This is a genomic window from Colwellia sp. Bg11-12 (assembly GCF_014076955.1).
Lineage (GTDB): Bacteria > Pseudomonadota > Gammaproteobacteria > Enterobacterales > Alteromonadaceae > Colwellia_A.
Window position 1 is genome coordinate 64154 of sequence record NZ_JACGUZ010000075.1, and the last position, 22582, is coordinate 86735.

Annotated in this window: 18 protein-coding genes; all 18 read right to left on the reverse strand. The window is 36.2% G+C overall.

The genetic code is table 11. The annotated features are described in order from the left end of the window. Positions 1–649 precede the first annotated feature (649 nt). Positions 650–2260 (reverse strand): GMC family oxidoreductase, encoded by a 1611-nt coding sequence (locus H4J39_RS13520; RefSeq protein WP_310649756.1) that lies wholly within the window; start codon positions 2258–2260, stop codon positions 650–652. Between the two features lie 3 nt (positions 2261–2263). After that, positions 2264–2803 carry a hypothetical protein gene (locus tag H4J39_RS13525; RefSeq protein ID WP_182228934.1) on the reverse strand — a complete coding sequence of 180 codons (540 nt, stop codon included), beginning with the start codon at positions 2801–2803 and terminating at the stop codon, positions 2264–2266. 131 nt (positions 2804–2934) lie between these two features. Then, on the reverse strand, positions 2935–3810 hold the full coding sequence (locus H4J39_RS13530; RefSeq protein WP_182228935.1) for a D-hexose-6-phosphate mutarotase: 876 nt from the start codon (positions 3808–3810) through the stop codon (positions 2935–2937). 295 nt (positions 3811–4105) lie between these two features. After that, positions 4106–5374 (reverse strand): amidohydrolase family protein, encoded by a 1269-nt coding sequence (locus H4J39_RS13535; RefSeq protein WP_182228990.1) that lies wholly within the window; start codon positions 5372–5374, stop codon positions 4106–4108. Between the two features lie 11 nt (positions 5375–5385). Next, entirely contained in the window at positions 5386–6810 is a 1425-nt protein-coding gene (locus H4J39_RS13540; protein ID WP_182228936.1) for an amidohydrolase, read from the reverse strand. Between the two features lie 240 nt (positions 6811–7050). Continuing rightward, positions 7051–7356 carry a DUF1289 domain-containing protein gene (locus H4J39_RS13545; RefSeq protein ID WP_182228937.1) on the reverse strand — a complete coding sequence of 102 codons (306 nt, stop codon included), beginning with the start codon at positions 7354–7356 and terminating at the stop codon, positions 7051–7053. Positions 7357–7412: 56 nt separating this feature from the next. After that, the gene (locus H4J39_RS13550; protein WP_182228938.1) at positions 7413–8942 is read right to left on the reverse strand and encodes a SulP family inorganic anion transporter; all 1530 of its coding nucleotides are present in this window, start codon (positions 8940–8942) and stop codon (positions 7413–7415) included. A gap of 192 nt (positions 8943–9134) precedes the next feature. Next, positions 9135–10751 (reverse strand): glucose-6-phosphate isomerase, encoded by a 1617-nt coding sequence (gene pgi / locus H4J39_RS13555; RefSeq protein WP_182228939.1) that lies wholly within the window; start codon positions 10749–10751, stop codon positions 9135–9137. A gap of 377 nt (positions 10752–11128) precedes the next feature. Then, a complete protein-coding gene (galU, locus tag H4J39_RS13560) occupies positions 11129–12028 on the reverse strand; it encodes a UTP--glucose-1-phosphate uridylyltransferase GalU (protein ID WP_182228940.1) in 900 nt (299 codons plus the stop codon). Positions 12029–12658: 630 nt separating this feature from the next. Continuing rightward, positions 12659–13681 carry an acyltransferase family protein gene (locus tag H4J39_RS13565; RefSeq protein WP_182228941.1) on the reverse strand — a complete coding sequence of 341 codons (1023 nt, stop codon included), beginning with the start codon at positions 13679–13681 and terminating at the stop codon, positions 12659–12661. A 34-nt stretch (positions 13682–13715) separates the two neighbouring features. After that, the gene (locus tag H4J39_RS13570) at positions 13716–14897 is read right to left on the reverse strand and encodes a glycosyltransferase family 4 protein (protein ID WP_182228942.1); all 1182 of its coding nucleotides are present in this window, start codon (positions 14895–14897) and stop codon (positions 13716–13718) included. After that, positions 14894–16024, reverse strand: coding sequence for a non-hydrolyzing UDP-N-acetylglucosamine 2-epimerase (gene wecB / locus H4J39_RS13575; protein ID WP_182228943.1), 1131 nt, complete (start codon positions 16022–16024; stop codon positions 14894–14896). Before wecB ends, H4J39_RS13570 begins: the two co-directional genes overlap by 4 nt. Then, the gene (locus H4J39_RS13580; protein WP_182228944.1) at positions 16012–16899 is read right to left on the reverse strand and encodes an SDR family oxidoreductase; all 888 of its coding nucleotides are present in this window, start codon (positions 16897–16899) and stop codon (positions 16012–16014) included. The genes wecB and H4J39_RS13580 overlap by 13 nt, the downstream gene beginning before the upstream one ends. Continuing rightward, complete coding sequence (locus H4J39_RS13585) at positions 16900–17937, reverse strand: nucleoside-diphosphate sugar epimerase/dehydratase (protein ID WP_182228945.1); 1038 nt, start codon at positions 17935–17937, stop codon at positions 16900–16902. It lies immediately after the preceding gene. A gap of 11 nt (positions 17938–17948) precedes the next feature. Further along, entirely contained in the window at positions 17949–19088 is a 1140-nt protein-coding gene (locus tag H4J39_RS13590) for a glycosyltransferase family 1 protein (RefSeq protein WP_182228946.1), read from the reverse strand. Position 19089: 1 nt separating this feature from the next. After that, positions 19090–20298, reverse strand: coding sequence for a glycosyltransferase family 4 protein (locus H4J39_RS13595; protein WP_182228947.1), 1209 nt, complete (start codon positions 20296–20298; stop codon positions 19090–19092). Next, positions 20280–21401 carry a glycosyltransferase gene (locus H4J39_RS13600; protein ID WP_182228948.1) on the reverse strand — a complete coding sequence of 374 codons (1122 nt, stop codon included), beginning with the start codon at positions 21399–21401 and terminating at the stop codon, positions 20280–20282. The genes H4J39_RS13595 and H4J39_RS13600 overlap by 19 nt, the downstream gene beginning before the upstream one ends. Beyond that, complete coding sequence (locus H4J39_RS13605; RefSeq protein WP_182228949.1) at positions 21394–22563, reverse strand: glycosyltransferase family 4 protein; 1170 nt, start codon at positions 22561–22563, stop codon at positions 21394–21396. The genes H4J39_RS13600 and H4J39_RS13605 overlap by 8 nt, the downstream gene beginning before the upstream one ends. Positions 22564–22582: the final 19 nt, after the last annotated feature.

A 22582-nucleotide genomic window follows, 5' to 3' on the forward strand; every position in this document is an offset into this window, starting at 1 on the left:
ACATAAAATGGTATATTTACTATATTGTATACAATTTAATTTTCTATTGACGCTGAGCTACCGAGTTAAAAGTCGTTATATTATACAATATACACATAGTTATTATTTATTCTTAATATGTGAATAATTATATAATGGCGGCTAATTTAATAAATAATCAACTGCTTTAGCATCTGTATTAGATAGCTATTTTGAACAAAGTAAACATAAGATACCACAGCCCAAAACCCTGAATACTACCCCATCATCCTGAACAACCAACGTTATCGTTAACACAACACCGTCATCCTGATCACGACAACGTCATATTGAAAACAACACCGTCATCCTGAACTTGTTTCAGGATCTGTACTTAGAACCAAAAAACAGATACTGAAATGAATTCAGCATGACGACAAGAGTACCAAACAGTACCAAACAGTCCCAAACAGTACCAAATACGACTGCGAAATTAGGAACACAACACCGTCATCCTGAACTTGTTTCAGGATCTGTACTTAGAACCAAAAAATAGATACTGAAATTAATTCAGCATGACGACAAGAGAAATGAATTCAGCATGACGAAACTAGTCCAAATAATTATAATTCGGTCTATTTATAATCATAAGTTTAGCTGTTTTATTGCCCGATTCCAGAAAATAAAGTGCTTAATTACTCTTCAATTTTCGGGCTAGTTTTGTTGCTTGTTTACACACTAAAGCATAAATAGAAAGTTGTGGATTAGTACCAATTGAAGTGGGAAAAACAGAGCCATCAAATACCCATAAATTATCTAAATAATGGTATTTGCAATCACTGTCGACTATGCATAATGCTGTGTTTTCACCCATAGCGAGTCCGCCCATAACGTGAGCACTTCCCACCAAATTATTACTCACTTGATGCTTGAGTTGATCAAAACCGACTTTAAAAGACTCAAAACTATCAAACCATTGGCCATGTTCGTGTGCTGGGCGTACTTTTTTTGCCCCCGCTGCAAACTGTATTTCAGCCATTGATAAGTAAGCGCGCTTTATGCCGTCAAATAAATAATCATTCATCTGATAATCTACAATCGGGCTACCGTCATCAGAAAGAGTAATACTTGCTCCTTCACTGTCCTCATCAAACCCGTCACGCAACAACGCTAACATAGCGTGAGTATTGTTAAGCTTAGCCATATCATCTACATGGTTTTTACCGTGTCCCATCAACATGATTGATGACATAGCTGGATGTAATGGCGGCACTTCTAATTTATAACTTAATGGCCCAGTAGCGCCATGTTGCCATTGAAAATGATCACTATAAATGCTTTGTGGCGCGCCATAAAAGGGAGATATTTCTTTATCAAATTGGGCAAAAGAAAAAACCGTTGGATGTAAAAAGGTTCTTTTACCAATACGGTTATTTGGATCAGGCGCATTAGAACGTAACATCAAGGCAGGGCCATTAATAGCGCCGCCCGCGAGAATAATATAAGGGGCTTTCGCTATAATTTTTTTCGTTGTTTTTTGCTTATTATCATCAAGGGCAATACATTCTACACCCGTTATTTTCTTATCGGTAATGAGTAAGCGTTCCACTCGGGCTTGATAGAGCAAGGTCGCTCCGTGTTCAAGCGCATCAGGAATCGTTGTCACTAACATCGACTGTTTAGCGTTAGTTGGGCAGCCCATACCGCAATAACCTAAATTCCAGCACCCCTTGACGTTACGTGGAATAACTTTCCATGGAATATTGAGTTTTTCACAACCCTCTTTTAATACCGCATTATTTTCATTAGCGCCGCCTTGCCATGGCGCTATGCTTAAGCGTTTTTCCATTTGTGCGAACCATGGCACCATATCACGGGTGCTACAGCCTTTTACCTGGAAGGTTTTCTGCCAGTAATCAAGCGTTAGTGGTGGTGTTCTAAAGCTAGAGGTCCAATTGACAACAGTTGTTCCACCGACACAGCGACCTTGTAAAATACCAATACCGCCATCTTTAGTGGCTCGTCCGGCACTTTCTTGATATAAGTCAGCGTACGCTTGTTGTTCATCCATTTTGAAATCACGAGTCGATTTTAATGGCCCCTCTTCTATCATCAAAACGTTTAAACCTGCTTGGGCTAATATTTCAGCGCTAGTACCACCACCAGCACCTGTACCAATGATTATAACGTCAGCAGTTATATGGTCTGTTTCAAGTTGATTAGCGTTTATAGTACGCTTAACGAGTGCTTTATTAGCAGCGTATGGATCGCTAATACCACGAATTTCGGAGACTATTTTCACGTTTTATTCCTGCGGTGGCACTATTTTAGGGGGGCCTGGATAACCCGCTTGTAAAAAATTTTCTGGTTGGATATACCAGCTCATCGTGATCAACTTACTTAAAGCCGCGTAACCGCTACGTTTCAATGAAAACATGCTTGTTTTCCAGCCTTGTAGAAAGCGCTCGAGTTGCTCAGTTGATGCTAAAGCCCAATCACTAATGGGTGCGCCAGCGAGGTAACGCAATGTAAAAGAGGATAATAAATCAAACAGTTGTCGTAATTGCTTTTGGGAATGCTCATCTAAAGCGGCAATTTGTTTGTCAATAGCGGTTAATAACCGATGATCGGCTTCTTTTTCTAATAAACCAGGGTAGTTAGCTTTTAACATGACCGGTGCAAGCACTAACAAGAGTTCAGCATCAGCCACGTTAAGAAAATCAAAATTGGGTAAGTCGTCCTCACTCAGTCTTGCTAGCGCAAAAGTAGATAAACTACTGCCAACGAACAAGATAGCACTGCCAAGCAAACTGACTTTAAAGAATTTCCTTCGACTTATATCCACAACGTCACCAAATTATAAAAGGTCACACCAACTGGTATTACCTGTTAATTATGATGAAAAGATAAAGGATAATAGCACCAAAGTCTAGAAGCTTATCTAGACTGACCTATTTTGATGCTTACGATTACCGACTATGCCAATGATACGGTCTGACCTATCATCACAGTTTCATTTGCCTCAACGACATGTACGTTGGTATTTGCCGCTTCTAAACAAACAAATTCATTTTCAGCCCCAACATGAAGATCTTTCATTTTGTTAGCCAGCTCAGCGCCAGGATTCCATAAAACCCATTGCTGACAATTGGTTGACGAAACTTTAATGGTTCTTTGCCATTGCTTATCTTCAATAGAGCAAACCTCATTGCTGTAATAAATACGGTCAACTTCCCCGCTGCAATTTTCTAAAGCAGCAAGCTGCTGTTCTTTACCAGTAACTTTATCATCAAAGGGAAAAGCCGATAATGGCGGAACCTTGATGTTTTCTGGCGCACTAACAGCAAAGTAACTGTGTAATGCCGCTGAGTACTCAAACGCCTTCGACGATAAGTTACTGATAAAGAGTCGTTGTTCAAATTGTTTAGAAAAAATTAACTGCTGTTTTAACTGATATTGATGAGGCCACAGCGGATGATCATTTAGACCAGACAAAAACATGGTCACAGTAACACTGTTTTTTTCAATGGTCACTTCATCAAGCTGCCAATTCCGCTGACGAGCAAAGCCATGATTCCCTGCGGTTTCACCACTGGGCGCCTGATATGGACCAAACCAGGGCCAGCATAAAGGAATGCCTCCACGAATGGCTGTTCCTTGCTCAAATATCGCATTTTCGCTTAACCAAAACACCGGTTGTTCGTTAACTGGCTGCCACTCCAGCACTTGTCCACCATATAAACTTATTTTAGCGGTACCAGTATCATGGGTTATTTCCAGCATGCTAATTTGCTCGGTAAGCGAGACTTGTTTAATTTGACCAAATTCATTTTCAGCAATAATAGATGTCATACAACCCCAAAGGTTTTCTATAAAGAAGTAAATGAATCATTATAGCGATAATACAAATAAGCGTCATCCTCAATACTACTCCGTCATCCTGAATACTACTCCGTCATCCTGAACTTGTTTCAGGATCTGTACTGACAACCACAAAACCAGATACTGAAATAAATTCAGCATGACGACACGGGAAATAAATTCAGTATGACGGTAAAAGTGCTAAACAACAAAGCGCAAAAAAAAAGCACTAAACGAATGTTCGTTTAATGCTTTTCGCTATCGAATAACAAACTGCCAATAAAAGTTACTTCGTGTAACCTCTGGGCATATCACTTTCAGTGGTATAGCGTTTACGCAATTTGTCTTGACGACTCTGCGTTGAGATTTCTTTACCGTCAATCCACATTTTATCGACTTTCGTACTAAGCTCGAAAGGGTCAGCACTCCATAATACCAAATCGGCTTTTTTACCAACGGCAATACGACCCGCATTAATATTAAAAGCATCGGCAACATTGGCAGTAACAGCGGCAAGTGCTTGGTCTTTAGTTAAACCGTTAGCAATTGCATTACCCGCTTCGAAACGCAGCTGATATAAGTTATGTGCGTCGTTTATGGCTAAAGCGACATTGATACCTGCTTGGGTTAATTTCGCCGTATTGTCTAACGATGAATGCAGCGAATCAAAACTACTCGGTAAATTATCTAAAGCGCCAAATATAACCGGTACTTTCGCTGCAGCTAATTGCTCAGTAATTAATATCGCATCAGCACCGCCAGCGATCACTAAATCAAGATTAAATTCAGCTTTTAATTTCAGTAATTCGAGTAAGTCTGTGGCGCGGTCAGCATAAGCTACAAGCGGTTTATCAGCGGTTAGTAAGGCATTGATAATTTTTTCATCACGCTTTAGTTCTTTCGGTTCTTTTTGCTTGTCGTCAGCCTTTTTGTCTTTTTTCGCTGTTTTAGCGTCTTCAGCAGCTTTGGTTAAGGCTTTTTTGGCGTCTTCAAGCGTATAACGTAGTTTTTGTAAGTTTAGAGCGCGTGAACCACTACTTTTCGCACCAAGATCTATGATGACGGCATTTTCTTTAAGGTAAACACTGTCAAATTCGCCTGAGAGGTCAGTTACAAAGGTTTGCCCTTTGAACATACTATCGCCACCGCTAGGCACTGAAACGTTACTGGTGATACCACCTTTGCGTGTATAAGGCACAACCGTTGAACGTGGGTTAAAAGCGATTGAAGCGTCAAAAGTAATGTCTGCTTTTTTATCACTAGCATCACGCGTTCTTGATACTGCACTAACCTCAACCAAACCTAATGAATTCATAGAACCAATTAAACCAGGTGTCAGTATTTTACCCATCGCATCGAAGGTAACATCAGCATCAATTTTTTCAGGATTAATCGCAATAATTTTTCCGTCATCAATAACAACCGTGGCATTTGTTAAAACGCCCTGTTCAGTAACCGTATGGATAGTGGCATTGGTTATTGCTAAACTTTCTGCGTTAGCATGGCTTATTGCCGCTAAAGCAAGTGCAACTAACGAGGCTTTAAATAGCTTAATTTTTTTCATGATTACTGCCCTCCCTTTTTAGGTAAAGCCGGAACTTCAGCTTGCCCTAACATAAAGTCACTTGTTGCTTGGTATTTATCATCAAAGCGGTCATACACTTTTGCACCATCAACAAATACTTGTTCAGCTTGTGCATAAACACTAAAAGGGCTTTGATTCCAAAGCACCACATCCGCATTTTTCCCAACTTCTAAACTACCCGTTTTATCGTCAATACCTAAAGATTTAGCCGCATTTAAAGTGATCCAACGAATAGCTTCTGCTGGTTTTAAGGCAAAACCATTTTCGTTAGCACGGTACATTACTTTACCTGCTTCTTGGTTTAAACGCTGAATAGTACTGTTTGAGTCTGAGTGAACAATCGCACAAGAGTTTTTAACCGCGTTAACAACCGCAACGTTTTCGTGGATCATATCGTAAGCTTCCATTTTAAAACCCCACCAATCAGGCCACATGGCTGCACAGTTTCCATTTTCAGCTAATAAGTCAGCAATTTTGTAACCTTCAATCGCATGATGAAAAGTTCCTGACTTGTAGCTAAACTCTTTACCTAGATCAATCATCATCGCCATTTCTTCAGCTTTGTAACAATGATTATGAATTAAAATTTCACCGTCGAGCACACCGCGCAGAGTATCAAGCTCTAGGTCACGTGCTGGCGCTAATGGGTTTTTCCCCGCTTCGTAGTCGCGGTCGTATTTTTCCCAGGCATGTTTATACTCAGTCGCTTCTGCCCAAGCCATGCGGTAACCTGCCATGTTACCCATACGAGTTGAGGGTAATATTTTACGGCTACCGTAAACACGCTTAGGGTTTTCACCACAAGCCATTTTTAAACCATAAGGCGCCTGTGGAAATTTCATGCCTTGCATCGTGTGGCTTGATACATTACGAAGCGTTACACCACGGCCACCAAATAAATTAGCAGAGCCAGGTAAAATTTGTAGTGTAGTAACACCGCCAGCACGGGCAGCATTAAAACCTGGATCTTGTGGCCAAATACTATGTTCAGACCAAACTTCAGAAGTATTGGGCGAGCTCATTTCATTACCGTCTGAGTGTGACTCAGCCGATGGGCTTGGATAAACCCCTAAGTGCGAATGCACATCAATAACACCAGGCGTAACCCATTTATCTGTTCCATCAATCTCGACAGCACCCGCAGCGGACAAATTTTTGCCAACTTGAGATATTTTTCCATCCGTCATTAACACATCAGCATTATCAAAACGCTCACCATTACCAATTAATACCGTAGTATTTTTGATTAATGTCGTTTGCTTAGGTAGAGGTTGATAAGTACTCGGATAAGGGTTTTTATTAATAGATACTTTTGGGTCTTGCTGCTCAGACTCTAAACAGCCAGATAACGCGAGTGATACGCTAAGCGCCAACAACGTAGGCGCGATGCTTTGCTTGATATGCATTTAATGCTTCCTGTGCGGATTATTATTTTGGGGTTTAATGAATAACAATAAAATGATTTGAACAATACAGCAAGTGAACCTTAGCCAATTACGTTCAATGGTTATACATTTACGGTGAATGGAAAGTAAGTAAGCTAAGTAGGTATTATTCGCGGGGCTGAATTATTCGTGAAAGGTAACATATTCTTTCTGGATTATAGAGTATTTTCAAGACTAAAGAGTCTGTTGAGAATGATAGTCTTAAAGTTCAAAGTCACCGAAATCAAGGTCAGTTGACGTATCTTGTTTGGCTTTTGATTGAGGGTCAAGTAATGAAGGCTGTAACACTTCAACGCTAGTTTCCATCACTTTGACTTTCGGTTTGGTATTTTTACGTTTTTTACGTTGCAAGCAGCGCTTAACAACTTTTTGCTTATTATCAGACGTTAAGCTTATCCAACTTTGGCGTTCTTCACGCGTACGATAGCAGCCAAGACAATTGCCTTTTTCATCAGACTGACACACACCCACACAAGGGCTGGGAACATCAAAAAACTCTAATTGCATAAAAACCTTCGGCCAAACTTAAAAAGCCTATACATAATGTATAGGCTTGTATCATATTAGTCTAATTTATCAGTAGCAATATGATAGTCAGGGTCTTCAATCACATTGATTTCAACTAAACTGCCCGCTTTAGTGAGCAACTTGGTACATTCACGACTTAAGTGTCTTAAATGCATGGTTTTACCACGCGACAAATAACGTTCAGCTAAAGTATCAATCGCTTCAATAGCAGAATGGTCAACAACGCGTGAATTTTTAAATTCAACGATAATGTCGCTACTTGCTTCATCCATATCAAACTGCTCTAAAAAGTTTGAAATAGAACCAAAAAATAATGGACCATTTACGTCATAAACAGTTGAGCCATGCTCGTTAGTTGAACGATGCACAGTAACGTGTTTTGCATGTTCCCAAGCAAACACTAACGCTGAGACAATAACACCCACAACAACAGCGATAGCAAGGTCAGAATAAACAGTAACACCCGAGACAAGAATAATAACAAAAGCATCCGCTTTAGGTACTTTGCCTAAAATTCGAAAGCTAGACCATTCAAAAGTGCCAATAACCACAATAAACATAACACCGACCAATGCCGCCAGCGGAATTTGTTCGATGAGACCTGAGGCAAACAAAATAAAGCCAAGTAATGCTAATGCCGCAGTAATACCTGATGCTCTACCTCGTCCACCCGAGTTCACGTTGATCATTGATTGACCAATCATTGCACAACCACCCATAGCGCCAAAAAAACCACAAGCGGTATTCGCTGCACCTTGTGCAATACATTCTTTATTGCCACGGCCACGAGTACCCGTTAATTCGTCAATAAGGGTTAAGGTTAATAATGATTCAATTAAACCAATCGCCGCTAGCACGATAGCAAAAGGAAAAATTATTTTTAACATTTCTAAATCAAAAGGAACACTTGGAATACTAAATGTGGGTAAACCACCCGCAATAGAAGCAACATCGCCCACTAATTTTGTATCAAGACCAACACCTAACACCAACAAGGTAACGACAACAATAGCCACTAATGTTGATGGTACCGCTTTTGTTAACTTAGGAAAAAAGTGAATAATTGCCATGGTTAAAATAATTAACCCTGCCATTGTATAAAGAGGTGTGCCTTGCAACCATTCTAATTCACCCGCTTCATTAGTGAATTTAAATTGCCCTAGCTGAGCAAGAAATATAACGATAGCTAAACCGTTAACAAAGCCGAGCATAACGGGGTGAGGCACTAAACGAATAAATTTACCCAACCTAAATATACCCGCGAGTATTTGTAACAAGCCGGTCAACACTACGGTCGCAAATAAGTATTCAACGCCATGAAGAGCAACTAAACTGACCATCACAACGGCCATTGCGCCAGTTGCACCAGAAATCATGCCCGGACGACCACCAAAAATAGAGGTAATTAAACCCACCATAAAAGCCGCATATAAACCGACTAATGGGTCGACACCGGCAACAAAAGCAAAAGCAACGGCTTCAGGCACTAGCGCTAAGGCGACGGTTAACCCTGAAAGAACATCATTCTTCAGGTTGGAAACTTTACTGGCATGTAATTCGAACATTGCACTCTCATTTTGTAAATAGTGGGGTGTAACCTAACGATGTCCTAATAATAGGAAAATTCAACGAGAAGCGTTAATTGACTTATTCGAGGGAATATCTAGGTAAAAGCGCGAGAATACTAATGATTTGCAGTTAAAAAGTCAATAACTAGCCAGTTTTCTGACTCGTTATTGACCTTATTTTAAGGCGACTTAATTGCTTGCGGTATTAAAACGTTTAATTAAGTTTTGGCTTGAAGCTGACAGCATTGACATTTCGCCACCTTTGATTGCTGACAAAATACTGTTGCCTAATTGTTTACCTAGTTCAACACCCCATTGGTCAAAAGAATTTACCTGCCAAATAACACCTTGGACAAAAATTTTATGCTCATAAAGTGCAAGCAATGCCCCTAAGTTTTCGGGGGTCATTTCTTCAAGTAATAACGTGTTACTGGGGGTATTACCTTTCATGGTTTTATGTGGCGCAAGTGTAGATATTTCGCTAGGTGTTAAGCCTGCTGCTTGAAGCTCTGTTTCAACCTCGGCTAAGGTTTTACCGCGCATTAACGCTTCACTTTGCGCAAAACAATTAGCCACTAAGACTTGATGATGCTCAGGTAAATTGCTCGCGCCTTTTAAACAGACAATAAAGTCGGTAGGAATAATATCATCGCTTTGATGCATTAATTGCATAAAAGCATGCTGACCATTCGTACCCTCTTGACCAAAAACAGTGGGGGCGGTTTGCCATGCTAACTTCTCACCGGTATTAGACACTGACTTACCATTACTTTCCATATCAGTTTGTTGTAAATAACCGGGTAAAGCTCGCAAAGAATGGTCGTACGGTAAAATAGCAAGGCTTGAATACTGCAAACCATTACGATTCCAAATACCAAGCAGTGCCATTAACACAGGCATATTCTGCTCAAAGGGAGCATTTTGAAAATGCTGGTCCATGTGATAAGCGCCCTGCTTAAGCTTATTAAAATTTTCATTGCCAATCACTAGAGCAAGCGGTAATCCAACAGCAGACCAGAGCGAAAATCGTCCTCCTACCCAATCCCACATTGGTAGAATGTTTTTTTCTAAAACACCAAACTCAGTCGCTTTAGCAATATTAGTACTAACCGCAAACCACTGCTTTTCAATAATGTCAGCATCAGAAGAATGCTTAAGCATCCAATTTTTAACCGCAAGCGCATTTAATAATGTTTCTTGGGTGGTAAAGGTTTTAGAAATAACAACAACCAAAGTGGTAGCAACATTCAGCTTAGCGAGTTTCTCTTCAACGGCAGCACCGTCAACATTGGCAATAACATGGGCATTCAAGCCAGTGGTATGAAAAGTATTTAATGCAGAAAGCGCTACTTTAATACCGTAATAAGAGCCACCAATACCAATAGCGATAATGTCAGTGAACTTTTCACCAGAAGCTGAAAGTAACGATCCCGAGCTAATATCATTAACGATGTCGGCCATGTGCTGCTCAGTTGCAATAACTTCGTCAGCTTGAGCACCTAATATAGCTTGTTTTTTTTCGTCAGGGGCACGAAGAACGGTATGAAGCACGGCGCGCTGCTCAGTGTTATTAATTATATCACCTGAGAACTGCGCGTTGATTTTTTCAGCTAAACTAGATTTTTCTGCTAATTCAAAAAGCTGATTAAGTTCTGTTGAGTTAATATTTTGTTTAGAAAAGTCGAGGTACAGACCCGCATTACCGGTTGAGTAATGCTCAGCACGGTTTTCATCAGTAGAGAATAATGAAATAATTGCCCGAGACTTAGCCGCTTTTGAAAGCGCTGATAAAGAAGATATATCCATATGTAGACTTTTCTTATAGTAAATTTAAAATAGGTGAAAGGTCGTTATCCGCTGCAATAACCATCATCCTGACACAAACACCGTCATGCGAGATAACATTCATCCTGATACCAAAGCCGTCATCCTGAACTTGTTTCAGGATCCGTACTTACAACAACAAAAACCAGATACTGAAATAAATTCAGCATGACGACAAAAGTACTAAACGATCACAGACTCTCTGATACCAACACCATCATCCTGTTGGATAACAGTCATTCTGAACTCTACTCCGTCATCCTGAACTTGTTACAGGATCCGTACTTACAACAACAAAAACCAGATACTGAAATAAATTCAGCATGACGACAAAACTAAAAAAGTACAAAAAATAGTTGTTATTTCATCAATTCAGTTAAATAAGCTCTGAAATCATCAGCCAATTCTGGATGACGTAAACCGTATTCAACATTCGCCTTCATGTAACCGAGTTTAGAACCACAGTCATGTGATTTACCTGTCATATGAAAAGCTTCAACCGTTTCTTTTTCCATTAGCATGGCAATAGCATCAGTTAGCTGAATTTCATCACCCGCACCAGGAGGCGTAAGTGTTAATAAATCCCAAATTTTCTCAGACAATACATAACGGCCTACTACCGCTAAGTTTGATGGCGCGTCTTCAATGGCTGGTTTCTCAACAATGGCGGTCATCGTTTTTGACTCGCCTGGCGCTAAATCGTGTCCGCCGCAGTCGACAACACCGTAACTACTGACTTTGTCCATAGGAACAGGTTCAACCATAATTTGACTATAACCGCCGACTTCATTATAACGTGTAAGCATTGCCGCTAGATTTTCAGTTTTTAAATCAGCACTCACTTCATCTAAAAGTACATCAGGCAGTACAACAACAAAAGGTTCATTGCCAATAATAGGACGAGCCTTCAATACAGCATGACCTAAGCCCTTCGCTTCACCTTGACGAACATGCAGTATGGTAACGTCTTTCGGGCAAATCGCTTGAATCTCTTCAAGCAACTGACGCTTTACACGATTCTCTAAAGTAGTTTCTAATTCGAAGGATTTATCAAAATGATTTTCAATGGCGTTTTTTGAAGAATGTGTAACCAAAACAATTTCTTTAATACCCGCAGCAACACATTCATTAACGATGTATTGGATCATCGGCTTGTCAACAATTGGCAGCATTTCTTTGGGAATAGCTTTAGTTGCTGGTAACATACGTGTACCAAGACCCGCTACTGGAATTACCGCTTTTGTTATTTTATTTGTCATTTTCGTCCTTAAAGTATTACTAATAACTTATTGTAAAGAGTCTTTAATTTGTTGTCACTACTATTAAATAAGAAAGTAATCCTCATCAAAAATAAAAAACGATTACTCTCATTATTAATATCAGGTTTTGCGGTGTTGAATCTAAATATCTACGAACAAAAAATATAATACAGCACTATTACTAAATTGAAATACAAGTTTGATACGAACACATATGCAATATTTTAAGCGCATCGAAATCGGTATAAACTTTTGAATAATACAAGTCTTATTAGTCTATATACAACATCATAAAAACAATAAAAAGGTTTGTTATCAAAAATAGGATGATGAATAAAAAGTAGTATACTCGAAGCCCTTGCTCGTATTGAGGGACCAATAATATTAGAACACCCTAAGAAAAATAACTTTAATTTAATCAAACAATAGGTTGTAACCTAACTTCTAAAGGTGTTTATAGCAGAAAGGGGTTATCAAAATAATTTAAATGGCATTTTGAATGTGATGTGTAACCCATATAAATTTTTTCTATAGGTTAAACAACTATTTAACTATATATTTGATAATAGGCTTATCTACGACAGAGGGCATTCTTTTTTATTTTTAAGTCAGTAAAATAAAAAAATTACATTATGTCTTAACAAATCGGCCTTTTGGAAAAATATAATTTTTAATATTAAATTTTACAATTAAAAATTTCATTAAAATAATTGGAACTAAAATAGCTAAAAGAAAACCTACTATTCGTGTTGTCAAATTTGCATCAAAAATTGGATCATATTTAAAGATGTATTCAAGCAACTTATAAAAAAACTGTAAAAACAGAGGATGTACTAAATATATTATCAGAGAATAACTGCCTATATTGCAAACAAGCTTATGAATAATAGAAGAAAATTTAAAAATCCATTCTGATAAATAAAAAATAGAAATAAAGCCAGTAATAGGACATAACAAAACCGCTATAAAGTCTAATGGATTTAAGACGGTTCCAAACCTATAAACAGAAATATTAATTGATACATTCTCAATATGCAAATAATAAGAACTGATCAAAAAACCTATTACTGAAAGCATGGCGACAATATTATTTCGTCTATGATTATATAAAAAGGATGACAAAATCCCCATAGGATAAATATACATTGAAATAATTAAACAAAATGGTATGTAACGATAATAATCTCCTAAAAATGATGTAGGAGTTAATAATACAATGACACAAACAAACAACACAAATACGTTATGCTTTACAGCCAAAAACCTTAATGCGGTCAGACTAAATAGGGCTGGTAAAAACCAATACAACTGAAATCCACTTGATTCTTTAATAAAATAGGGAGTTGACATAAAGATAGCAAGTACTAAATTATTTATAAAATCAAATAAAACTCCACCTTTCAAAATGAGAAAAAAAACACTACTCAATACTAAAAAAAATAGATAAGGTACTAAGTATCTGAAAGCTCTATCTACAATAAAGCTAAAGGAAGTAGATTTAATAGGGAATATAAATGGGAGAAGTAGAAAGGCATGCACATGAAATCGATAGAGAAATTGAAACAACCCTTCGACTTGACTTGTTATTTGATAATCATGCCCCAAAACAATCAATAATATAAAAAAACCTTTAACGAAATTAATATTATTCATTTATTATAATTCTCTTCCATAAGTACCAATATATTTAAGTTGTTTTTATTTTTGTCGCAGCTGATTTTACTGAAAATTCATTTTCTATAATTTTAATAGCATTGTTAACTAATATTTCTCTATTAATTGATTCTAATAATAGTTCCGCGGCTTCAAAAAGTTGTTCGTCATTACCATTTTCTAAAATATATCCTGCATTGTACACCTCAAATAAGTTAATGATATCATTGCCTTTATTCACACTTCCTAAAATAGGTTTTCTTTGTTGTATGTATGAAAGTATTTTTCCTGGAAAATTATGGTTGCTGTGTTTTTTACTCAGGCTGAACATCCCCACATCACATTCTGATAAAATGTTCAAATACTCTCTTTGAGTTACAGAAGGTAATACGAGTGTATTATCTAACTTTAAACGAAAAACCTCATTTTTAATAACATCGACTTCATCACCGTCACCTAGAAAAACAAAAAAAGCATTTTTGTTTTTTTGCATATTGGTGGCTAATCTTATTAAGTTAAGCATATCTTGTGCAGAGCCAATGTTCCCACCATAGAAAAAAATAGTTTTATCTTTCAGGTTATATTGATCTCTAAAAAAACCATTAGGTATTTCAGGTATTACATTTTCAGCCCAATTATATAAACACTCCGTTTTGAACTGATTGTGAAAACGAAAATCAAATAATTCTTTATTTTTATTTGATTGTAATCCAATAACTGAAGCTGCTTGATAATTTTTAATTTCAAAATAAGTAAAGAAACTATGTATTAAACTGTTCTTCTTTATATGTCCCTGTTCTACAGCCCAGCTAGGAAAAATATCCCTTAGAATTAAATAAGAATCACAATTCCAAAGGTTTTTTAGATAACTAACTATTGGTCCAAAAAAAATTGTTGGGGAGTAATAAACAATCAAATCATGATGGTTAGATTTAAAATAAGACCTTAATTTAAGCCAAGCATTTACTGATAAGAAAAGTTCATTAATTGCCCTTTTTATTTTATTAGGATGCTTTACTTCACCATTTTTAAACGAAACAACATTAACCCCATTAATTATTGTTTCGTTGCGTGATGATTGTATTTTTGAGTCTGGTACAAAAACAGTTACTACATGACCGCTCGCTAAATACTGATTAGCCAGTTCACTAAGCATCTTAGCGGCAACCTTAGTACTATTGGGTAAATAGTCATCGACAAATATAGCTATTTTCAAGCTTTTTTCCAAACAAATTTATTAACATAATCAGTGTAACTGGTGATCGTTCTTACCACTTTATCCGAAACATTTGGTGCAATGTAATCTTGTACAATGTTTATAGAGCGCTCTGAACCCGTTTTTTGATCTTCAAGAATTTCAATCGCCTGTAAAATACGGTTGATTTCCATACCGGTAAACATTACAGCACCTTCTTCAAAGCCTTCAGGTCTTTCATGAGCTTCACGGATATTTAATGCTGCAAAGTTCATAATCGACGATTCTTCGGTAATAGTTCCGCTATCACTTAACACCAATTTAGAATCACATTGTAATTTAACGTAGTCTGAGAAACCTAACGGTTTCATGAGTTTAACCAAAGGATCAAATTGCAAGTTCAAAGCATCAATTTTTTTTCTAGTTCTAGGGTGAGTTGAAACAATAATAGGTAGCTTATATTTGTCAGCTAAGGTATTTAGTACTTCTACGTACTTGTGGATATTACTATCTGAATCAACATTTTCTTCTCGATGAACACTTACAACAAAGTATTCACCTTGTTTTAAGTCTAATCGATTAACAACATCAGATGATTGAATTTTTTGTGAATAAAAAGAAAGTACCTCGTCCATAGGGCTACCTGTTTTAATTATAAATTCAGGTTTCAATCCCTCGTTTAAAAGGTATTCTCTAGCAATGTCTGTGTATGGCATATTGATATCTGAAATATGATCTACGATTTTTCTATTTATCTCTTCCGGCACGCGCATATCAAAACAACGATTACCCGCTTCCATATGAAAAATAGGGATCTTTCTACGCTTAGCAGAAACAGCTGAAAGTGCGCTATTGGTGTCGCCTAATATAAGCAATGCGTCTGGAACAACTTTAGCAAACATTTCATCTGACTTTGCAATAACCTGTGCCATCGTATCGGCAGCACTTTTTCCTGCGCACTCTAAAAATACGTCTGGAGCCCTGATGCCAAGATCATCAAAAAATATTTGATTTAATTCATAATCATAATTTTGCCCTGTATGAACTAATGTGTGCTCACAATATTTATCTAGTTTAGCGATAGTTCGAGATAAACGAATAATTTCTGGGCGAGTACCAACAATGGTTACTACTTTTAATTTTTGCATGTGTGTCCTTGATACCTTTTTTTATAATCACTATTCATCTCTGAAATTAATGTATCCCAGGCTGGTACTTGAAAATTTATTTTGTCACGTAAGCGTTGAGAATTTAATGAACGGTCAATAACAAGTTCTGTTGATTCTTTAATATCAATTTTTTTGTCGTATATTGAAGAAACTAATTTTAGCAATGAATACTTATCGATAGGATCAACACTGAGTTGATATAAGCCTGTAACATCAATATGGGGAAGAATATTTTCGGCAATAATTTTAGCGATAACACAAGTAGGTAAACCTGAAAATATTGCCTTAGAAAATCCTTTAGTGTTTCCATCTTGCGATAAAAACCAATCAATTAAACTAACATTTGAAGATAATTCATGACCAATAATAGACGTTCTCAGTGTTAAGTGTGGCGCGTAATCAACCTCACCTAAGCATTTACTTTTCCCATATAAGTCTTGAGCGTCTGGCATATCACTTTCTAAGTAATCACCTTTGTTACCTGTAAAAACACAATCTGTTGAAAAGTGTATAAGTTTGGCATCAAAGCGGTCACAGATAGCGGCAATCTGATGAGGTAAAAGTGAATTAATAGAAATAGCATCAACATGCTGTTTAGAAATGCCATGTTGCTTAATTAAACCAATACAATTAATTACTATATTAGGTTTTACATTTGCTATTGCAGTTTCTAGTGCTGATATATTACTTACGTCAACATTTGTAATTAATTTATTTAACTTTTCGGTGAAAAAAAACTCTTTACCTTTTATACTTCTAACTGTGCCATAAACATCTAACTCTCTATAGTCACTCAAATTACTGAATAAACTATAACCGAGCATGCCTGTTGCGCCGATAACTAAAACTTTCATTTAAACTCCCTCAGGTACAGATATATTACCTGATTCAATTTCACACATAAAATCAAGTTTGCGTAATAGTGCTTTCATTGCTTCAACATCTAAACGCACAGTATTATGGGAGTTGTAGTCTTCAACTAAAGAAAGATCTTGTTCGCCCTCTTCGAAATATTTTGAATAATTTAAATCCCGGTTATCTGCAGGAACTCTATAATAGTCACCTTGATCTTGTGCTACAAACATTTCTTCTCGGCTACATAAAGCTTCGAACAATTTTTCACCATGGCGAGTGCCAATTACATTAACCTTATGATTTGGCTTACCTATCATTTCAAGAATTGCCTGAGTTAATACTTCAATAGTCGCAGCTGGTGCCTTTTGCACAAAAATGTCACCATTTACTCCATGTTCAAAGGCATGTAAAACCAAATCTACTGCATCGTCTAAAGTCATCATAAAACGAGTCATTGACGGATCTGTAATTGTCAGCGGTGTGCCTTCAATTATTTGTCTAATAAATAATGGAATAACAGAACCACGTGAAGCCATTACATTACCGTAACGTGTGCCAGAAATAACTGTATTAGTCCCCTCTAGGTTACGGCTTTTTGCAACAATAACTTTTTCCATCATCGCTTTTGAAATACCCATTGCATTTATAGGGTAAACAGCTTTGTCTGTGCTTAAACATACTACACGGCTTACTCGGTGAGAAATCGCAGACTCTAAAACATTTTCAGTACCTAGCACATTTGTTTTAACAGCTTCTAAAGGATAAAACTCACAAGAAGGGACTTGCTTTAACGCTGCGGCATGAAAAACATAATCTACGCCACGCATCGCAGTGGAAATACTTTGTGGGTCTCGGACATCACCAATATAAAACTTTAACTTGTCATTATTGAATGCTTTACGCATGTCATCTTGTTTTTTTTCATCGCGAGAGAAAATACGAATTTCTTTAATATCACTAGATAAAAAACGTCTTAAAACGGCATTACCGAAAGAACCTGTTCCGCCAGTGATTAATAATACTTTATTTGTAAACATGTGAGTTCTCTTTAATCTATTTTCTGATTCAACAAGAATTTAAAAGTGTTGATTGTTGTTTTTTTCCAACTAAAGCTCTTGGCTCTTATCGACGATAACTTTGAATATTTATCTAAATTATTTTCTTTTTCTAAATAATTAACTGCTTTTTCTAAAGACCCGTCTTCATAAGGGTTAAAGTACACAACAGAATCTTGGCCAAACTCTGGCATAGGCATAATATCAGAAGAAATAACCGGACGCCCCGAAGCCAATTTTTCTAATAAAATATTAGGACAACATTCACACGATGAAGCAAAAATAAACCCCCTAGCATTTTGATATAAAGAAGGTAAATTATTATAATCTACAGCACCAATATAGTTAATATTATCTGCTTTTGACGAAGCAATTAAATCTACAACTTCTTCACCGTAATTATTATATTTGGGACCAACTAAAACAAGAGGTATCTCATTCCCTTTTGAGTTCATCTCAACCCAACTCTCCACAACTTCTTTTTGTGCTTTATATACATCTAGAATCGAAACATATAAATAATACTCTTTTCGCACCAGGTTAAATTGCAAGTATTCAGTACTGTCTTGAGTTTTTAAAAAATCTTCATTTATTCCGTGATAAATAATTTGCGCTTTCTTTTCAATCTCAGGAAGATATTTACACACTTCTGTCAAGGAGTATTGAGAAATAAAAATTACTTTATCGGCCATTTTATAAGATAACAAAAAAACATGCTTCAGTAACCACAGCTTGAATCGAACATATGAAAACAATGGAAAACGACTTCGCTCCCTTTCGTCAAATGGCAACATATTTCGAAGAGCGGTATAGCTTTTACAAGCTTTAGGAGTTAGCGTAACCATTATTCCACCAGGGGAAAAATAACTATTAATTTTCTTAACTTTTAATAGAAAAGGTAGATACATGCATTCCCATAAAACTCTAAAAATTATATTTTTAGAGGCAAAACTAGATTCTAAAATAGTAATATTGTTAGATTTATACTTATCAAAAATATGGGTATTCTTTTTATTGGTAATAATGATCAATTCGCAATCAAAATTTAACAAAATAAATTCATTCAACAGATTTATCAAGTATGTTTGACCGCCCCCACGAAGCGCACTTAACGCATTTATTACTATTTTCATTTTACTTATCATTTTCATATGTTGTGTCTAAAATATTATCTAATGTTAAACCCCAAGTGTTTTCCCAACTGTACTTAACAGTTGCATTACAAATAGCATTTGTTGATAAATTCAAGGCAAGCTCTTTATTCTGTAATAGCTCTAAAATTTTTTCAGCTAAATCGAACTCGTCATTAGGTTTAAAAAGCAAACCATTATCTTCATTAACTATTTCACTATTACACTTGTAGTCTGGTACAACAATTGCTGCTCCATTGGCCATATATTCTAGTATTTTTATAGGACTAATTATTGTGGTTGAACCTGGTAAAACCGCGATATCAACAGCTGAGAGTATATTTGGAACCTCTTCCTTTTTCACTGGCGGTTCAAAAAATATAAAGTCATCTTTAAGTGAGTTTTCCTCAGCAAAAGTTTTACATTTAGTATAATCAAGACCATCCCCAACCATTAAAAAAGTTACGGGTAAGTTTAAATTTTTGTCTCGTATTATTTTGGCAGCCTTTACTAACAAAAGCGCATTATGATAAAAAGCATAACTACCTAAATAACCAACAACTGTAGATGATAAAGGAATATTAGCTTTTGTCCGGTAAGTTTTTCCCTCTATTTCATTGCGCTTGAAAACTTTAGAATCAGCTGCGTTATGCGCAACAAAAATTTTCTCTGGTGCATATCCCATATTCGACAACATATCTTTCAAAACATAAGATTCGACAACGATTTTGTCTGCTTTTTTGCACTTGTAATCTTCGAAATATAAAGCTAATGGTTTGAGAAGCGAATACTTATAGTTAATAAGGTTATCTTTCCATTCTAATACATATGGTAAATTGTACTTTTTAGCATACAGTAACCCTGCAAAATGTAAGCGTGAAGATCTTTCCCAGACAAGGCTAAAATTTTCAGCATGATATTTTTTCGAAAGAAATATATATGATTTTATATTATGAATTATATCTTTAATTTCTGAATATGTATGAACTAGAGGCTCTAATATTTTATAATTATTATAAGATTTTTTATGGATATTCGCATTACCATACTGAACAGATTTATTAACATTAGGATTAATTAAATCTCCACCAAAAAAGGTAGTTAATTCGTATTTTTTTGACCATAGAGCAATGATTGATGATATTTTTCTACCTGGGTTCCAAGAATATGCACTTCTCGGGCTAATGATATAAATTACTTTTTTTCTAGCCACAATGACTCCATAGTAGATAATGTTCGGCTCAAATTAAAGTCACTTTTAAGGATTACACTTAATGCGTCGCATTCGCCTGTTTTTTGACAATTTTTATAGAATTCTATAGTTGTAGATGCCCAGGATATTTCTGACGAGCTGAGATCACATATTTTTACAATATTTTTATTAACTATCGCCTCAGTTGGAACCATATTTGAACATATCACAGGTAAGCCTGCAGCCTGAGCTTCAACAACAACAAGCCCTAATCCTTCAAATAATGATGGAAATATAAATACATCCATAATATCCAGCATTAGCTGAGGAACATCACTTCTCAAGCCAAGAAAAACAAAATGCTTATCTAAATTATAATTATCAACTTCCTCCCTAATTTCTCTTTCTAACTTTCCATCTCCCACTAAAACAAACTTTGCATTAGGTAACTCTTTTATAATTTCATTGGCAATTTTTACTATGAAAGTGTGGTTTTTCTGCAAGTCGAATCTACCAACATGGCCTATAATAATATCGTCATCTGACAAGCCAAATTGATTTTTATTCAGTTTGTTTTTTTTCTCAGGCAAATACTTCTGTAGTTCTATACCTAATGAAATTTGTTGATATTCATTTGAGCCAAATAATATATCACCACATTCTTTAGACACGGACAATAATTTAGATGAGCATTTAATAGCTAAATTATTACTTATTTTTAAAAATTGCCTTTTCAACTTGGAGAACAACCCCCATTTACGATTAACGTTATTATGACAATGATACAACCTAACAGTTAAGCCAATATTTTTGGCTGCATATAAAGCAGGAAAGGCATTTTCAACATTATGGCAATGAATTGCTGAATATGAGTGTATTTTTAATAATGTTTTCGTTCTAAAGTATATATCAACAGGGTTATTTAATTTTCCACCGTAAATAATACTACCACCAAGCTTTGTAATTTCAGCATCAAAGAAAGAGTCAGTTTTAACATTGACTAAGAAATCAAATTGGAGTCTATCTCTATCTATATTCCGATAGAGTGACATGAGCCAAGATTCAATACCTCCTGTATTCATTGCATAAACCACGTGTAAGACTCTTTGAGGTGTACTACCCATTTAAAACACTCTGGACATAAGACTCTATTTCGGATTTTTGCTTCTCATAAGTTAAACCTAAGCTTCTATTGTAAGCATTCGTTTGCAATTTACTATAAAGTTCAGAATCATTCATTAATCTCTTAATAGCGACCGTAATACTATCTACATCCCTAGGTTGGACCAAAATCCCGCAATCATTTTCAACTTGAGATGCAACATCGCCAATATCAGTTGCAATAACAGGACAAGATAACGCCATAGCCTCATGAGTTACACGGGGCAAGGTTTCTGCAGCAACTGAAGGTAATACAAATACATTAGCTTGCTTAAAGTGCTCGAATAAAAATGGACCATGAGGAATACGTCCATGAAATATGACTTTATCTTCTAACTTGTTTTGTTGTACAAAGTCCTTTAATGTAGCTTCAGACTGTCCAGACCCAACAATATTAAGCCTTACATCTTCACCTTGCTCAACAAGAAGTTTAAAAGCCTCAAACAAATAAAGCATACCTTTACGTAATTGAATATCACCAACAAAAAGAATATCAAAAGGCTTACTCGATTTAGTTATTTTATCTGGAGATACATAATCACTTTCATTTAGCAGGTGATTTGTCGTAGCTAACGTAGGCTTACTTTTGTCCAAAATATACTTTTGCATCTTTGTGCCAATAGTAATAACAAACAAGCTATTACTAAGCATATTAGTTACGACTTTTTTAGCTGAATTAGCTCGAACACCTCGAGTTAATCTTCGGACAAGGCTATTTTTATCTTCATTTCGAATAGATTGTGGCCAATCTCCGTGGACTTCTGTAAACATCAGTTTATTAAAGTTCTTAATAGTTTCCCAAGCCCAAGAAGACTCATAGCTTGGCATTCTAAAATAGTATAAATCTATTTCGTTAACAGTCGCTTTTATCTTTTTCTGTACAGCAGCTTTTCTTTTGAGTGAAAATTCAGCAGCATTACACGTTTCTTCGCATTTTATTTCGCTCGGTACCTTCACCCAACCAGCTGGCATTTCATCTAAATAAACTCTAGGCTTAAACAGTGTGATATCGCCCAAGAAAAAATACATTTCTAATGACTTATATTCAGGGGGTTGTAAATAACAATCTCCGTTCGCATCTTGATAAAAGGGGGTTGCGTTTACTATCCCTACTTTTTTAATCATTTTATAAACCTTTTAATTA

What these genes read in the sequence shown, in the direction of transcription:
- H4J39_RS13590 (WP_182228946.1), bottom strand. Translation starts at nt 19,088, where the DNA reads ATGAAAATAGTAATAAATGCGTTAAGTGCGCTTCGTGGGGGCGGTCAA.
- H4J39_RS13585 (WP_182228945.1), bottom strand. Translation starts at nt 17,937, where the DNA reads ATGTTTACAAATAAAGTATTATTAATCACTGGCGGAACAGGTTCTTTC.
- H4J39_RS13545 (WP_182228937.1), bottom strand. Translation starts at nt 7,356, where the DNA reads ATGCAATTAGAGTTTTTTGATGTTCCCAGCCCTTGTGTGGGTGTGTGT.
- pgi (WP_182228939.1), bottom strand. Translation starts at nt 10,751, where the DNA reads ATGGATATATCTTCTTTATCAGCGCTTTCAAAAGCGGCTAAGTCTCGG.
- H4J39_RS13580 (WP_182228944.1), bottom strand. Translation starts at nt 16,899, where the DNA reads ATGAAAGTTTTAGTTATCGGCGCAACAGGCATGCTCGGTTATAGTTTA.
- H4J39_RS13550 (WP_182228938.1), bottom strand. Translation starts at nt 8,942, where the DNA reads ATGTTCGAATTACATGCCAGTAAAGTTTCCAACCTGAAGAATGATGTT.
- H4J39_RS13565 (WP_182228941.1), bottom strand. Translation starts at nt 13,681, where the DNA reads ATGAATAATATTAATTTCGTTAAAGGTTTTTTTATATTATTGATTGTT.
- galU (WP_182228940.1), bottom strand. Translation starts at nt 12,028, where the DNA reads ATGACAAATAAAATAACAAAAGCGGTAATTCCAGTAGCGGGTCTTGGT.
- H4J39_RS13540 (WP_182228936.1), bottom strand. Translation starts at nt 6,810, where the DNA reads ATGCATATCAAGCAAAGCATCGCGCCTACGTTGTTGGCGCTTAGCGTA.
- H4J39_RS13530 (WP_182228935.1), bottom strand. Translation starts at nt 3,810, where the DNA reads ATGACATCTATTATTGCTGAAAATGAATTTGGTCAAATTAAACAAGTC.
- wecB (WP_182228943.1), bottom strand. Translation starts at nt 16,024, where the DNA reads ATGCAAAAATTAAAAGTAGTAACCATTGTTGGTACTCGCCCAGAAATT.
- H4J39_RS13600 (WP_182228948.1), bottom strand. Translation starts at nt 21,401, where the DNA reads ATGGGTAGTACACCTCAAAGAGTCTTACACGTGGTTTATGCAATGAAT.
- H4J39_RS13605 (WP_182228949.1), bottom strand. Translation starts at nt 22,563, where the DNA reads ATGATTAAAAAAGTAGGGATAGTAAACGCAACCCCCTTTTATCAAGAT.